This is a genomic window from Escherichia sp. E10V10 (genome assembly GCF_004211985.1).
Classification (GTDB): Bacteria; Pseudomonadota; Gammaproteobacteria; order Enterobacterales; family Enterobacteriaceae; genus Escherichia.
This window is the reverse complement of the sequence record NZ_RHJO01000002.1, coordinates 19720-35933: the sequence shown is the minus strand read 5'-3', so window position 1 is coordinate 35933 and position 16214 is coordinate 19720. Positions and strand designations below refer to the sequence as shown.

At 51.0% G+C, this 16214-nt stretch carries 13 protein-coding genes; 11 read left to right on the top strand and 2 right to left on the bottom strand.

The features are described 5' to 3' along the window. Positions 1-7: 7 nt before the first annotated feature. A complete protein-coding gene (gene glnD / locus D9736_RS04680) occupies positions 8-2680 on the bottom strand; it encodes a bifunctional uridylyltransferase/uridylyl-removing protein GlnD (RefSeq protein ID WP_130257824.1) in 2673 nt (890 codons plus the stop codon). Positions 2681-2859: 179 nt separating this feature from the next. Beyond that, positions 2860-3654, bottom strand: coding sequence for a type I methionyl aminopeptidase (gene map / locus D9736_RS04675; protein WP_001018190.1), 795 nt, complete (start codon positions 3652-3654; stop codon positions 2860-2862). Between the two features lie 367 nt (positions 3655-4021). Here map and rpsB point away from each other — a divergent pair, with 367 nt between their 5' ends. The 11 genes from rpsB to lpxD all read left to right on the top strand — a co-directional run bounded on the left by rpsB (position 4022) and on the right by lpxD (position 16145). Further along, the gene (gene rpsB, locus D9736_RS04670; protein ID WP_000246884.1) at positions 4022-4747 is read left to right on the top strand and encodes a 30S ribosomal protein S2; all 726 of its coding nucleotides are present in this window, start codon (positions 4022-4024) and stop codon (positions 4745-4747) included. A 257-nt stretch (positions 4748-5004) separates the two neighbouring features. Further along, entirely contained in the window at positions 5005-5856 is an 852-nt protein-coding gene (gene tsf, locus D9736_RS04665; protein ID WP_000818112.1) for a translation elongation factor Ts, read from the top strand. 146 nt (positions 5857-6002) lie between these two features. Further along, positions 6003-6728 (top strand): UMP kinase, encoded by a 726-nt coding sequence (gene pyrH, locus D9736_RS04660; RefSeq protein ID WP_000224573.1) that lies wholly within the window; start codon positions 6003-6005, stop codon positions 6726-6728. Between the two features lie 291 nt (positions 6729-7019). Beyond that, a complete protein-coding gene (gene frr / locus D9736_RS04655) occupies positions 7020-7577 on the top strand; it encodes a ribosome recycling factor (RefSeq protein ID WP_000622419.1) in 558 nt (185 codons plus the stop codon). Positions 7578-7669: 92 nt separating this feature from the next. Further along, positions 7670-8866: a 1-deoxy-D-xylulose-5-phosphate reductoisomerase gene (ispC, locus tag D9736_RS04650; RefSeq protein WP_130257823.1), complete on the top strand. Its 1197-nt coding sequence runs from the start codon at positions 7670-7672 to the stop codon at positions 8864-8866. A gap of 188 nt (positions 8867-9054) precedes the next feature. After that, on the top strand, positions 9055-9813 hold the full coding sequence (gene ispU, locus D9736_RS04645) for a (2E,6E)-farnesyl-diphosphate-specific ditrans,polycis-undecaprenyl-diphosphate synthase (RefSeq protein WP_112014149.1): 759 nt from the start codon (positions 9055-9057) through the stop codon (positions 9811-9813). Positions 9814-9825: 12 nt separating this feature from the next. Next, a complete protein-coding gene (gene cdsA / locus D9736_RS04640) occupies positions 9826-10683 on the top strand; it encodes a phosphatidate cytidylyltransferase (protein WP_130205024.1) in 858 nt (285 codons plus the stop codon). A gap of 11 nt (positions 10684-10694) precedes the next feature. After that, on the top strand, positions 10695-12047 hold the full coding sequence (gene rseP, locus D9736_RS04635; protein WP_130257822.1) for a sigma E protease regulator RseP: 1353 nt from the start codon (positions 10695-10697) through the stop codon (positions 12045-12047). A 29-nt stretch (positions 12048-12076) separates the two neighbouring features. Then, positions 12077-14509 (top strand): outer membrane protein assembly factor BamA, encoded by a 2433-nt coding sequence (gene bamA / locus D9736_RS04630; RefSeq protein ID WP_130217324.1) that lies wholly within the window; start codon positions 12077-12079, stop codon positions 14507-14509. 121 nt (positions 14510-14630) lie between these two features. Beyond that, a complete protein-coding gene (gene skp / locus D9736_RS04625) occupies positions 14631-15116 on the top strand; it encodes a molecular chaperone Skp (RefSeq protein ID WP_000758958.1) in 486 nt (161 codons plus the stop codon). 3 nt (positions 15117-15119) lie between these two features. Continuing rightward, a complete protein-coding gene (gene lpxD / locus D9736_RS04620; protein ID WP_064524990.1) occupies positions 15120-16145 on the top strand; it encodes a UDP-3-O-(3-hydroxymyristoyl)glucosamine N-acyltransferase in 1026 nt (341 codons plus the stop codon). The last annotated feature ends 69 nt before the right edge of the window (positions 16146-16214 follow it).

Genomic DNA, 16214 nt, shown 5'->3' with positions numbered 1-16214 from the left:
AAACACATCACCCTTTATCGTTTGGATTGAGGGCCTCTGTCAACCGCTGATGCACTTCCTGCTGCAACTCGTTATTAAGTGCGCGCCGATCAGCGGTGGCGATTATGAATAAATCTTCTACTCGCTCGCCAATGGTTGTAATTCGAGCGCCATGAAGCGAAATTCCCAGATCGGCAAAAATTTTCCCAACTCGGGCCAGCAGACCCGGTTGGTCGAGAGCGATAAGCTCAAGGAATGATTTTCGGTCGGTATGGGTAGGCAAAAACGTCACTTCGGTTTCAACAGTAAAGTGACGTAGTTTGGCCGGTTGACGACGCGGCTGTGGTGGCTGCCAGCTACTTTGCGTCAGCACCTGCTCAAGTCCAAAACGAATGACTTCATGGCGATCTGCGGACAGCGGGCTGCCATCTGGTTCCAGCACGATGAAGGTATCCATTGCCATTCCGTCGCGGGTAGTGAAAATTTGTGCGTCGTGAACACTTAAATTGCGGCGGTCTAATTCGGCACAGACGGCGGCAAACAGATAGGGGCGGTCCGGACTCCAGATAAAAATCTCGGTGCCTCCACGCGTAGCCTGCGGGCTAAGCAATACCAGCGGTTTGCTTAAATCATGCTGTAATAAATGGCGCGCATGCCAGGCCAGTTGATTTGGGCTATGGCGGACAAAATAGTTAGCGCGACAGCGCGACCAAATCTGGTGCAGCGCCTCTTCGTCGATATTGTCCATGCGCAGCAGCGCCAGCGCCTGAAGCTGGTGATGGCGAACCCGTTCGCGCATATCCGGCGTGTTTTGCATCCCGCGTCGTAGCTGTTTTTCGGTGGCGAAATAGAGTTCGCGCAACAGGCTTTGCTTCCAGCTATTCCACAGTGTTTCGTTGGTGGCGCAAATATCGGCCACTGTCAGGCATACCAGATAGCGCAGCCGGGTTTCCGTTTGCACTTCTTCGGCAAACTGCTTGATGACTTCCGGGTCCTGAATATCGCGGCGTTGGGCGGTGACCGACATCAGCAAGTGCTGGCGAACCAGCCAGGCGACCAGTTGCGTTTCGCGCGAGTTCAGCCCGTGGAGCTCGGCAAAATGCACCACGTCTTGTGCGCCGAGTATAGAGTGGTCGCCGCCACGCCCTTTGGCAATATCGTGAAACAGTGCGGCGATAAAGATAAGCTCAGGTGACGGCAATCGCGGCCAGACATCCACACACAACGGATGGCGCTGGCGCGTTTCTTCACTGGCAAAACTCTCCAGTTTCAACATCACGCGAATAGTATGTTCATCCACCGTGTAGGCGTGGAACAGGTCAAACTGCATCTGCCCGACGATATGCGACCATTGCGGCATATAGGCACCGAGCACGCTATGGCGATGCATCGGTAACAGTCCTCGACGCACCGAACCAGGGTGACGCAGAATGCTCAAAAATAGCTTTCGCGCTTCAGGAATATTGCACAGCGGTTGTTGCAGATGGCGACGGGCATGACGTAACTGGCGCAGCGTGGTGGAGTAAATGCCGGTGATCGCACTGTTGCGCACCATCGTATAGAACATGCGTAATATCGCTTCTGGTTGGCGCATAAACAGCGTTTCATCGCGCAGATCGATAAGCGTGCCGCGTAGCTGAAATTCATCGTCTATTGGTCGCGGTTTTTCGTCGGCAGGGAGGGCGAGGATAGCCTCGTCGAACAGTTGCAATAGCATATGGTTAAGTTCGCTAACGCGGCGCGTAACGCGAAAATAATCCTTCATCATCTGTTCGACTGGCTCGTTACCTTCACCACCGTAATTCAGACGCTGGGCAACGCTAAGCTGGCGATCAAATAACAGGCGATTATCGTAACGGTTGACTACCAAATGCAGGGCGAAGCGAATTCGCCAGAGAATATGCAAACACTCATTTAGCTCTGCACGTTCCGCAGACGTTAAGAAGCCAAATCCGACCATTTCATCGAGTGATGTTGCGCCAAAATGGCGGCGGGCAACCCATTGCAGAGTGTGGATATCGCGCAAACCGCCGGGGCTGCTTTTGATGTCTGGTTCAAGATTGTAGCTGGTGCCGTGATAACGCTGGTGGCGCTGGTTTTGTTCTTCAACTTTCGCCGCGTAAAACTTATCGGACGGCCAGAATCCTTCGCTGAAAATATGCTTTTGCAGTTCGAGAAATAGCGCTACATCGCCAATTAACAAGCGGGATTCGATCAGGTTGGTGGCGACGGTTAAATCTGATAATCCTTCCAGCATGCACTCTTCAAGCGTGCGCACGCTATGACCGACTTCCAGCTTCACATCCCAGAGCAGCGTTAACAGCTCGCCCACTTTTTGCGCCTGATCGTCCGGAAGTTTTTTACGGCTTAAGATCAGTAAATCGACGTCTGAAAGCGGATGCAGCTCGCCACGACCATAACCACCGACGGCAACCAGCGCCAGATCGGCGATCTGGCTGAATCCTGAATCAATCCATAACCGTTGCAGGAGCTGGTCGATAAATTCAGTGCGGGCTTCAATCAATTGTTCAGCGGAAATCCCACTATCAAAGGCATCGCCCAGCCAACGCTGGAAAGTATCGATATGGGCTTTTATCCCACAGACAGTTAATTCATCACGGGGCCAGACGCATGGATTTTGCGGTTGACCGGGCAGGGTGGGGAGAGCGGTGTTTGCGTACTGTTCTGGAAGGGTATTCATCGTGCGCCACCCATAAGATTACATTATCACATTAAAAAAGCCGGCATTCGCCGGCTTCAGATTGTTGACAAAGTGCGCTTTGTTCATGCCGGATGCGGCGTGAACGCCTTATCCAGCCTACAACTCCTTGCAAATGGAGAAGGTAGGATGCATCAGGCATTTTTGCGTTTGTCTTCCTCTTATTCGTCGTGCGAGATTATCGCCGGGATGGTGTCATCCTTGCGTAACGTCAGAATTTCGCAGCCGTTATCAGTCACCACAATAGTATGCTCGTATTGTGCAGACAAGCTGCGATCTTTGGTTTTTACCGTCCAGCCATCTTTCATGGTGCGGATCTCTTTTTTACCCGCGTTGACCATTGGCTCGATAGTGAATGTCATCCCTGGTTTCAGCACGACGTTGGTTTCAGGGGAGTCATAGTGCAGTACTTGCGGTTCTTCATGGAAGCCGCGACCAATACCGTGTCCGCAATATTCACGAACGACAGAGAAGCCTTCTGCTTCGACAAATTTCTGAATCGCTGCACCGATTTCGCGCAGATTGATGCCTGGTTTCACCATACGCAGCGCCAGATACAGGCTCTCTTGTGTGATGCGGCACAGGCGTTCGCCCATGATGGTCGGCTTACCGACGATAAACATTTTCGAGGTATCGCCGTGGAAACCATCCTTAATAACGGTGACATCGATGTTAACGATGTCGCCATCTTTCAGCAGCTTGGCATCGTCCGGAATACCGTGGCACACCACTTCATTAATAGAGATGCAAACAGATTTCGGATAACCATGATAGCCGAGGCAGGCAGAAACCGCGTGTTGTTCATTAACAATGTAATCATTACAGATGCGATCCAGCTCGCCGGTGCTGACGCCCGGTTTAACATAGGGTTCGATCATCTCCAGCACTTCGGCAGCCAGGCGGCCAGCGACGCGCATTTTTTCGATATCTTCAGGGGTCTTGATTGAGATAGCCATTAATTCTGTCCATCAGCGTCGGTGATACCGACAATATATATGTAAGTGCTGTCAATGGTATCACACCCGGGCAAATTGAGAATCATTCTGAATTTCGCCAAACGTGCCACTGAACGTTTTCTATAATAGAAAATTCATCGTCTGGTGCTGTACACAGCGCCAACAATTATTGGTGTCCGCGACGTATTTGTGGTATAAAGCGCGCCGGACTTCCGATCCATTTCGTATACACAGACTGGACGGAAGCGACAATCTCACTTTGTGTAACAACACACACGTATCGGCACATATTCCGGGGTGCCCTTTGGGGTCGGTAATATGGGATACGTGGAGGCATAACCCCAACTTTTATATAGAGGTTTTAATCATGGCAACTGTTTCCATGCGCGACATGCTCAAGGCTGGTGTTCACTTCGGTCACCAGACCCGTTACTGGAACCCGAAAATGAAGCCGTTCATCTTCGGTGCGCGTAACAAAGTTCACATCATCAACCTTGAGAAAACTGTACCGATGTTCAACGAAGCTCTGGCTGAACTGAACAAGATTGCTTCTCGCAAAGGTAAAATCCTTTTCGTTGGTACTAAACGCGCTGCAAGCGAAGCGGTGAAAGACGCTGCTCTGAGCTGCGACCAGTTCTTCGTGAACCATCGCTGGCTGGGCGGTATGCTGACTAACTGGAAAACCGTTCGTCAGTCCATCAAACGTCTGAAAGACCTGGAAACTCAGTCTCAGGACGGTACTTTCGAAAAGCTGACCAAGAAAGAAGCGCTGATGCGCACTCGTGAGCTGGAGAAACTGGAAAACAGCCTGGGCGGTATCAAAGACATGGGCGGTCTGCCGGACGCTCTGTTTGTAATCGATGCTGACCACGAACACATTGCTATCAAAGAAGCAAACAACCTGGGTATTCCGGTATTTGCTATCGTTGATACCAACTCTGATCCGGACGGTGTTGACTTCGTTATCCCGGGTAACGACGACGCAATCCGTGCTGTGACCCTGTACCTGGGCGCTGTTGCTGCAACCGTACGTGAAGGCCGTTCTCAGGATCTGGCTTCCCAGGCGGAAGAAAGCTTCGTAGAAGCTGAGTAATAAGGCTTGATAACTCCCCCAAAATAGTTCGAGTTGCAGAAAGGCGGCAAGCTCGAGAATTCCCGGGAGCTTACATCAGTAAGTGACCGGGATGAGCGAGCGAAGACAACGCATCTGCGGCGCGAAATATGAAGGGGGAGAGCCCTTATAGACCAGGTAGTACACGTTTGGTTAGGGGGCCTGCATATGGCCCCCTTTTTCACTTTTATATCTGTGCGGTTTAACGCCGGGCAGATCACATCTCCGAGGATTTTAGAATGGCTGAAATTACCGCATCCCTGGTAAAAGAGCTGCGTGAGCGTACTGGCGCAGGCATGATGGATTGCAAAAAAGCACTGACTGAAGCTAACGGCGACATCGAGCTGGCAATCGAAAACATGCGTAAGTCCGGTGCTATTAAAGCAGCGAAAAAAGCAGGCAACGTTGCTGCTGACGGCGTGATCAAAACCAAAATCGACGGCAACTACGGCATCATTCTGGAAGTTAACTGCCAGACTGACTTCGTAGCGAAAGACGCTGGTTTCCAGGCGTTCGCAGACAAAGTTCTGGACGCAGCTGTAGCTGGCAAAATCACTGACGTTGAAGTTCTGAAAGCACAGTTCGAAGAAGAACGTGTTGCGCTGGTAGCGAAAATTGGTGAAAACATCAACATTCGCCGCGTTGCTGCACTGGAAGGCGACGTTCTGGGTTCTTATCAGCACGGTGCGCGTATCGGCGTTCTGGTTGCTGCTAAAGGCGCTGACGAAGAGCTGGTTAAACACATCGCTATGCACGTTGCTGCAAGCAAACCAGAATTCATCAAACCAGAAGATGTATCCGCTGAAGTGGTAGAGAAAGAATACCAGGTACAGCTGGACATCGCGATGCAGTCTGGTAAGCCGAAAGAAATCGCAGAGAAAATGGTTGAAGGCCGCATGAAGAAATTCACCGGCGAAGTTTCTCTGACCGGTCAGCCGTTCGTTATGGAACCGGCAAAAACTGTTGGTCAGCTGCTGAAAGAGCATAACGCTGAAGTGACTGGCTTCATCCGCTTCGAAGTAGGTGAAGGCATCGAGAAAGTTGAGACTGACTTTGCAGCAGAAGTTGCTGCGATGTCCAAGCAGTCTTAATTATCGAAAAGGAGCCGCCTGAGGGCGGCTTCTTTTTGCGCCCATCTTGTAAATTCAGCTAACCCTTATGGGGCTGCGCTGAAAAGCGACGTACAATGTCGCTGGTATTAATTCATTTCAATCGTTGACAGTCTCAGGAAAGAAACATGGCTACCAATGCAAAACCCGTCTATAAACGCATTCTGCTTAAGTTGAGTGGCGAAGCTCTGCAGGGCACGGAAGGCTTCGGTATTGATGCAAGCATACTGGATCGCATGGCTCAGGAAATCAAAGAGCTGGTTGAACTGGGTATTCAGGTTGGTGTGGTGATTGGTGGGGGGAACCTGTTCCGTGGCGCTGGTCTGGCGAAAGCGGGTATGAACCGCGTTGTGGGCGACCACATGGGGATGCTGGCTACCGTAATGAACGGTCTGGCAATGCGTGATGCACTGCACCGCGCCTATGTGAACGCTCGTCTGATGTCCGCTATTCCGTTGAATGGCGTGTGCGACAGTTACAGCTGGGCAGAAGCAATCAGCCTGTTGCGTAACAACCGTGTGGTGATCCTCTCCGCCGGTACGGGTAATCCATTCTTCACCACTGACTCCGCAGCTTGCCTGCGTGGTATCGAAATTGAAGCCGATGTGGTGCTGAAAGCGACCAAAGTTGATGGTGTGTTTACCGCTGATCCAGCGAAAGATCCAACTGCAACTATGTATGAGCAGCTGACTTACAGCGAAGTGCTGGAAAAAGAGCTGAAAGTCATGGACCTGGCGGCCTTTACGCTGGCTCGTGACCACAAATTACCGATTCGTGTTTTCAACATGAACAAACCGGGTGCACTGCGCCGTGTGGTAATGGGTGAAAAAGAAGGAACATTAATCACGGAATAATTCCCGTGATGGATAAATAAGGGTAAGATTCCGCATAAGTATCGCGGGGGCGTAAGTCTGGTTATAAGGCGTTATTGTTGCAGGCAGTCTGGTCACGGCCAGCGCGCAGCAACCGGAGCGTACATAAGTACGTGAGGATGGCGAGCACTGCCCGGGGCCAAAATGGCAAATAAAATAGCCTAATAATCCAGACAATTACCCGTAATATGTTTAATCAGGGCTATACTTAGCACACTTCCACTGTGTGTGACTGTCTGGTCTGACTGAGACAAGTTTTCAAGGATTCGTAACGTGATTAGCGATATCAGAAAAGATGCTGAAGTACGCATGGACAAATGCGTTGAAGCGTTCAAAACCCAAATCAGCAAAATACGCACGGGTCGTGCTTCTCCCAGCCTGCTGGATGGCATTGTCGTGGAATATTACGGCACGCCAACGCCGCTGCGTCAGCTGGCAAGCGTAACGGTAGAAGATTCCCGTACTCTGAAAATCAACGTGTTTGACCGTTCAATGTCTCCGGCCGTTGAAAAAGCGATTATGGCGTCCGATCTCGGCCTGAACCCGAACTCTGCGGGTAGCGACATTCGTGTTCCGCTGCCGCCGCTGACGGAAGAGCGTCGTAAAGATCTGACCAAAATCGTTCGTGGCGAAGCTGAACAGGCGCGTGTTGCAGTACGTAACGTGCGTCGTGATGCGAACGACAAAGTGAAAGCACTGTTGAAAGAAAAAGAGATCAGCGAAGACGACGATCGCCGTTCTCAGGACGATGTACAGAAACTGACTGATGCTGCAATCAAGAAAATTGAAGCGGCGCTGGCAGACAAAGAAGCAGAACTGATGCAGTTCTGATTTCTTGAACGACAAAAAACGCCGCTCAGTAGATCCTTGCGGATCGGCTGGCGGCGTTTTGCTTTTTATTCTGTCTCAACTCTGGATGTTTCATGAAGCAACTCACCATTCTGGGCTCGACCGGCTCGATTGGTTGCAGCACGCTGGACGTGGTGCGCCATAATCCCGAACACTTCCGCGTAGTTGCGCTGGTGGCAGGCAAAAATGTCACTCGCATGGTAGAACAGTGCCTGGAGTTCTCTCCCCGCTATGCTGTTATGGACGATGAAGCGAGTGCGAAACTTCTTAAAACGATGCTACAGCAACAGGGTAGCCGCACCGAAGTCTTAAGCGGGCAACAAGCTGCCTGCGATATGGCGGCGCTTGAAGATGTTGATCAGGTGATGGCGGCGATTGTGGGCGCTGCTGGCCTGTTACCTACCCTTGCCGCGATCCGCGCCGGTAAAACCATCCTGCTGGCAAACAAAGAATCACTGGTCACCTGCGGACGTCTGTTTATGGACGCAGTAAAGCAGAGTAAAGCACAGTTATTACCGGTCGATAGCGAACACAACGCCATTTTTCAGAGTTTACCGCAACCTATTCAGCATAATCTGGGATACGCTGACCTTGAGCAAAATGGCGTGGTGTCCATTTTACTTACCGGGTCTGGTGGCCCTTTCCGTGAGACGCCCTTGCGCGATTTGGCAATAATGACGCCCGATCAAGCATGCCGTCATCCGAACTGGTCGATGGGACGTAAAATTTCTGTCGATTCGGCTACCATGATGAACAAAGGTCTGGAATACATTGAAGCTCGCTGGTTGTTTAACGCCAGCGCCAGCCAGATGGAAGTGCTGATTCACCCGCAGTCAGTGATTCACTCGATGGTGCGTTATCAGGACGGTAGCGTTCTGGCGCAACTGGGCGAACCCGACATGCGTACGCCAATTGCCCACACCATGGCATGGCCGAATCGCGTGAACTCTGGCGTGAAGCCGCTCGATTTTTGCAAATTAAGTGCGTTGACATTTGCCGCACCGGATTATGAGCGTTATCCATGCCTGAAACTGGCGATGAAGGCGTTCGAACAGGGCCAGGCAGCGACGACCGCATTGAATGCCGCAAACGAAATCACTGTTGCAGCCTTTCTTGCGCAACAAATCCGCTTTACGGATATCGCCGCGTTGAATTTATCCGTGCTGGAAAAAATGGATATGCGCGAACCACAATGTGTGGACGATGTGTTGTCTGTTGATGCCAATGCGCGTGAGGTCGCCAGAAAAGAGGTGATGCGTCTCGCAAGCTGAGGATAATCCGGCTACAGAGAGTCGTGCTATTTGTTAGCGTAGGGCTTCAGTGATATAGTCTGCGCCATCTGATCGTCAGTAGTTGGCTTTGTAAGGTCAGATATGCCGTGGTTTTACACGGCTTTTTTTTGTATAGGCTTCAGTATTCCTGAGTACCGTAAACCCTATCAGGGAATAAAAAACGCGTGATGTTGTCTGCTACTCAACCACTTAGCGAAAAATTGCCAGCACATGGCTGTCGCCATGTTGCGATCATTATGGACGGCAATGGTCGCTGGGCAAAAAAGCAAGGGAAGATTCGTGCCTTTGGGCATAAAGCCGGGGCAAAATCCGTCCGCCGGGCTGTCTCTTTTGCGGCCAACAACGGTATTGAGGCGTTAACGCTGTATGCCTTTAGTAGTGAAAACTGGAACCGACCAGCGCAGGAAGTCAGTGCGTTAATGGAACTGTTTGTGTGGGCGCTTGATAGCGAAGTAAAAAGCCTGCACCGACATAACGTGCGTCTGCGTATTATTGGCGATACCAGTCGCTTTAACTCGCGTTTGCAAGAACGTATTCGTAAATCTGAAGCGTTAACTGCCGGGAATACCGGTCTGACGCTAAATATTGCGGCGAACTACGGTGGACGTTGGGATATTGCCCAGGGAGTCAGGCAACTGGCTGAAAAGGTGCAGCAAGGAAACCTGCAACCGGATCAGATAGATGAAGAGATGCTTAACCAGCATGTCTGTATGCATGAACTGGCCCCTGTAGATTTAGTAATTAGGACTGGGGGGGAGCATCGCATTAGTAACTTTTTGCTTTGGCAAATTGCCTATGCCGAACTTTACTTTACAGATGTTCTTTGGCCCGATTTCGATGAACAAGACTTTGAAGGGGCGTTAAATGCCTTTGCTAATCGTGAGCGTCGTTTCGGCGGCACCGAGCCCGGTGATGAAACAGCCTGATGGGGGTCGCTTTTGCTGAAGTATCGCCTGATATCTGCTTTTGTTTTAATACCCGTAGTCATCGCGGCGCTGTTTTTGTTGCCGCCGGTGGGGTTCGCCATTGTTACGCTGGTAGTTTGTATGCTGGCGGCGTGGGAATGGGGACAGCTTAGCGGTTTTACCACTCGCTCGCAGCGGGTATGGCTGGCGGTGCTGTGCGGGTTATTGCTGGCGCTGATGCTTTTTCTATTGCCGGAATATCATCGGAATATTCATCAACCACTGGTTGAAGTCTCACTTTGGGCTTCGCTTGGTTGGTGGGGTGTTGCGTTATTATTGGTGCTATTTTACCCCGGTTCGGCGGCAATCTGGCGAAACTCTAAAACGTTACGCATTATTTTCGGTGTATTAACCATTGTGCCTTTCTTTTGGGGCATGCTGACGTTACGTGCGTGGCACTATGACGAGAATCATTACAGTGGCGCGATATGGCTGCTCTATGTCATGATCCTGGTCTGGGGAGCTGACTCAGGGGCATATATGTTTGGCAAATTATTTGGCAAACATAAGCTGGCGCCGAAGGTTTCTCCGGGTAAAACCTGGCAAGGTTTTATTGGCGGACTCGCGACCGCCGCAGTAATCTCATGGGGTTACGGTATGTGGGCGAATCTCGACGTCGCCCCCGTCACCTTACTCATTTGCTCTATTGTCGCAGCTCTAGCCTCTGTGCTCGGCGACTTAACTGAGAGCATGTTTAAGCGCGAAGCAGGAATTAAGGACAGCGGTCATTTAATTCCAGGACACGGTGGTATTTTAGATCGTATTGATAGCCTGACGGCTGCGGTGCCGGTCTTTGCTTGCCTGTTGTTGCTGGTATTCAGGACGCTTTAACGGAAGGTATTATGCTGAGTTTTCTCTGGGATTTGGCTTCGTTCGTCGTTGCACTGGGTGTGCTTATCACCGTGCATGAATTTGGTCATTTCTGGGTTGCCCGGCGCTGTGGTGTTCGCGTTGAGCGTTTCTCGATAGGTTTTGGTAAGGCGCTCTGGCGCCGCACTGACAAACTCGGCACCGAATATGTCATCGCCCTGATCCCCCTGGGCGGTTATGTCAAAATGCTGGATGAACGCGCAGAACCGGTTGTTCCGGAACTTCGCCACCATGCCTTCAACAATAAAACTGTTGGCCAGCGAGCAGCGATAATCGCCGCAGGTCCGGTTGCAAACTTCATTTTTGCTATCTTTGCTTACTGGCTGGTTTTTATCATTGGTGTTCCCGGCGTTCGCCCCGTTGTTGGTGAAATATCAGCCAACTCGATTGCCGCACAAGCACAAATTGTACCTGGCACGGAACTAAAAGCTGTAGATGGTATCGAAACGCCTGATTGGGATGCCGTGCGCTTACAACTGGTTGACAAAATCGGCGACGAAAGCACCACCCTTACGGTGGCACCTTTTGGCAGCGATCAACGACGAGATGTAAAGCTTGATTTGCGAAACTGGGCGTTTGAGCCTGATAAGGAAGATCCGGTATCTTCTTTGGGGATTCGCCCTCGTGGGCCGCAAATTGAACCTGTACTGGAAAATGTGTCACCAAACTCAGCGGCAAGTAAGGCGGGTTTGCAAGCAGGCGACAGGATCGTTAAAGTCGATGGTCAGCCATTAACGCAATGGCTGACGTTTGTGATGCTTGTCCGGGATAACCCGGATAAACCGTTAGCGTTAGATATCGAAAGGCAGGGGAGTCCCTTGTCTTTGACATTAATCCCGGAGAGCAAACCGGGTAAGGGTAAAGCGATTGGTTTTGCCGGCATTGAGCCGAAAGTCATTCCTTTGCCAGATGAGTATAAAGTTGTACGCCAGTATGGACCGTTCAACGCCATCGTTGAAGCCACGGACAAAACGTGGCAATTGATGAAGCTGACGGTCAGTATGCTGGGAAAATTGATCACCGGTGATGTGAAACTGAACAACCTCAGTGGGCCGATCTCTATCGCCAAGGGGGCTGGGATGACAGCGGAACTCGGGGTTGTTTATTACCTGCCGTTCCTTGCGCTTATTAGCGTGAACTTAGGGATAATTAACCTGTTTCCGTTGCCCGTACTTGACGGGGGGCATCTGCTGTTCCTTGCGATCGAAAAGATCAAGGGCGGACCGGTATCCGAGCGGGTTCAAGACTTTTGTTATCGCATTGGCTCGATTTTGCTGGTGCTGTTAATGGGGCTTGCACTTTTCAATGATTTCTCTCGGTTATGAGAGTTAGTTAGGAAGAACGCATAATAACGATGGCGATGAAAAAGTTGCTCATAGCGTCGCTGCTGTTTAGCAGCGCCACCGTATACGGTGCTGAAGGGTTCGTAGTGAAAGACATTCATTTCGAAGGCCTTCAGCGTGTCGCCGTTGGTGCGGCCCTCCTCAGTATGCCGGTGCGCACAGGCGACACGGTTAATGATGAAGATATCAGTAATACCATTCGCGCTCTGTTTGCTACCGGCAACTTTGAGGATGTTCGCGTCCTTCGTGATGGTGATACCCTTCTGGTTCAGGTAAAAGAACGTCCGACCATTGCCAGCATCACTTTCTCCGGTAACAAATCGGTGAAAGATGACATGCTGAAGCAAAACCTCGAGGCTTCTGGCGTGCGAGTGGGGGAATCCCTCGATCGCACCACCATTGCCGATATCGAGAAAGGTCTGGAAGACTTCTACTACAGCGTCGGTAAATACAGCGCCAGCGTAAAAGCTGTCGTGACCCCACTGCCGCGTAACCGTGTTGACCTAAAACTGGTGTTCCAGGAAGGTGTGTCAGCTGAAATCCAGCAAATCAACATTGTTGGTAATCATGCTTTCACCACCGACGAACTGATCTCTCATTTCCAGCTGCGTGATGAAGTGCCGTGGTGGAACGTGGTAGGCGATCGTAAATATCAGAAACAGAAACTGGCGGGCGACCTTGAAACCCTGCGCAGCTACTATCTGGATCGCGGTTATGCCCGTTTCAACATCGACTCTACCCAGGTCAGTCTGACTCCAGATAAAAAAGGTATCTACGTCACGGTAAACATCACCGAAGGCGATCAGTACAAACTCTCTGGCGTTGAAGTGAGCGGTAACCTTGCCGGGCACTCTGCGGAAATCGAACAGTTGACTAAGATCGAGCCGGGTGAGCTGTATAACGGCACCAAAGTGACCAAAATGGAAGATGACATTAAAAAACTTCTCGGTCGCTACGGTTATGCCTATCCGCGCGTGCAGTCGATGCCTGAAATCAACGACGCCGACAAAACCGTTAAATTACGTGTGAACGTTGATGCGGGTAACCGTTTCTACGTACGTAAGATCCGTTTTGAAGGTAACGACACCTCGAAAGATGCCGTCCTGCGCCGAGAAATGCGCCAGATGGAAGGTGCCTGGTTGGGCAGCGACCTGGTCGATCAGGGTAAAGAACGTCTGAATCGTCTGGGCTTCTTTGAAACGGTTGATACCGATACCCAACGTGTTCCGGGTAGCCCGGACCAGGTTGACGTGGTCTACAAGGTAAAAGAGCGCAACACCGGTAGCTTCAACTTTGGTATTGGTTACGGTACTGAAAGTGGTGTGAGCTTCCAGGCTGGCGTGCAGCAGGATAACTGGTTAGGTACCGGTTATGCTGTTGGTATCAACGGGACCAAAAACGATTACCAGACCTATGCTGAATTGTCGGTAACCAACCCGTACTTCACTGTAGATGGTGTAAGCCTCGGCGGTCGTGTCTTCTATAATGACTTCCAGGCAGATGACGCTGACCTGTCCGACTATACCAACAAGAGTTATGGTACAGACGTAACATTGGGCTTCCCGATCAACGAATATAACTCGCTGCGTGCAGGTCTGGGTTATGTCCATAACTCCCTGTCCAACATGCAGCCGCAGGTTGCGATGTGGCGTTATCTCTACTCTATGGGTGAACATCCAAACACCTCTGATCAGGATAACAGCTTCAAAACGGACGACTTCACGTTTAACTATGGTTGGACCTATAACAAGCTCGACCGTGGTTATTTCCCGACGGATGGTTCCCGTGTCAACCTGACCGGTAAAGTGACCATTCCGGGATCGGATAACGAATACTATAAAGTGACGTTAGACACGGCGACCTATGTGCCGATCGACGACGATCACAAATGGGTTGTTCTGGGACGTACTCGCTGGGGCTACGGTGATGGTTTAGGCGGCAAAGAAATGCCGTTCTATGAAAACTTCTATGCCGGTGGTTCCAGCACCGTGCGTGGCTTCCAGTCCAATACCATCGGTCCGAAAGCGGTTTACTTCCCGCATCAGGCCAGTGATTATGATCCGGACTACGATTATGAATGTGCAACTCAGGACGGAGCAACCGACCTGTGTAAATCGGATGATGCAATTGGGGGGAACGCTATGGCGGTTGCCAGCCTGGAACTCATCACTCCGACGCCGTTCATTAGCGACAAGTATGCCAACTCGGTCCGTACCTCCTTCTTCTGGGATATGGGTACCGTTTGGGATACTAACTGGGATTCTAGTCAGTACTCTGGATATCCGGACTATAGTGATCCAAGCAATATCCGTATGTCTGCGGGTATCGCATTACAATGGATGTCCCCATTGGGGCCGTTGGTGTTCTCCTACGCCCAGCCGTTCAAAAAGTACGATGGAGACAAGGCTGAACAGTTCCAGTTTAACATTGGTAAAACCTGGTAAGTGTTCTCCACAAAGGAATGTAGTGGTAGTGTAGCGATGACTTTAGGCGATCACGATAAGATCGCCGGGCCACGCAAAGAACTGCACCCTCCGGTGCAAATGGGATGGTAAGGAGTTTATTGTGAAAAAGTGGTTATTAGCGGCAGGTCTCGGTTTAGCACTGGCAACTTCTGCTCAGGCGGCTGACAAAATTGCAATCGTCAATATGGGCAGCCTGTTTCAGCAGGTAGCACAGAAAACCGGTGTTTCTAACACGCTGGAAAATGAGTTCAAAGGCCGTGCCAGCGAACTGCAGCGTATGGAAACTGATCTGCAAGCTAAAATGAAAAAGCTGCAGTCCATGAAAGCCGGCAGCGATCGCACTAAGCTGGAAAAAGACGTGATGGCTCAGCGCCAGACTTTTGCTCAGAAAGCGCAGGCTTTTGAGCAGGATCGCGCACGTCGTTCCAACGAAGAACGCGGTAAACTGGTTACTCGTATCCAGACTGCTGTGAAATCCGTTGCCAGCAGCCAGAGCATCGATCTGGTTGTTGACGCAAACGCCGTTGCTTACAACAGCAGCGATGTAAAAGACATCACTGCTGACGTACTGAAACAGGTTAAATAAGTAATGCCTTCAATTCGACTGGCTGATTTAGCGCAGCAGTTGGATGCAGAACTACACGGTGATGGCGATATCGTCATCACCGGCGTTGCGTCCATGCAATCTGCACAAACAGGTCACATCACGTTCATGGTTAATCCTAAATACCGTGAACATTTAGGCTTGTGCCAGGCGTCTGCGGTTGTCATGACCCAGGACGATCTCCCTTTCGCGAAAAGTGCCGCGCTGGTAGTGAAGAATCCCTACCTGACTTACGCGCGCATGGCGCAAATTTTAGATACCACGCCACAGCCCGCGCAAAACATTGCACCGAGTGCAGTGATCGACGCGACGGCTAAGCTGGGTAACAACGTATCAATTGGCGCTAACGCGGTGATTGAGTCCGGCGTTGAACTGGGCGATAACGTGGTTATCGGCGCCGGTTGCTTCGTTGGTAAAAACAGCAAAATCGGTGCAGGTTCGCGTCTTTGGGCGAACGTGACGATTTACCATGAGATCCAGATTGGTCAGAATTGCCTGATCCAATCCGGAACTGTGGTAGGCGCAGACGGCTTTGGCTATGCCAACGATCGTGGTAATTGGGTGAAGATCCCGCAGATTGGTCGCGTAATTATTGGCGATCGCGTGGAGATCGGCGCATGTACCACCATCGATCGCGGTGCGCTGGACGACACCGTTATTGGCAATGGCGTGATCATTGATAACCAGTGCCAGATTGCACATAACGTCGTGATTGGCGACAATACGGCGGTTGCCGGTGGCGTCATTATGGCGGGCAGCCTGAAAATTGGTCGTTACTGCATGATCGGCGGTGCCAGCGTAATCAACGGGCATATGGAAATATGCGATAAAGTGACGGTTACGGGCATGGGTATGGTGATGCGTCCCATCACTGAACCAGGCGTCTATTCCTCAGGCATTCCGCTGCAACCCAACAAAGTCTGGCGCAAAACCGCTGCACTGGTGATGAACATTGATGACATGAGCAAGCGTCTGAAGTCGCTTGAGCGCAAGGTTAATCAACAAGACTAACGTTCCATCTTTTGTTCGCCAAACTTTACGGCCTGTCTCATTCTTACGATTGCGGCAGGCCGTGTTATT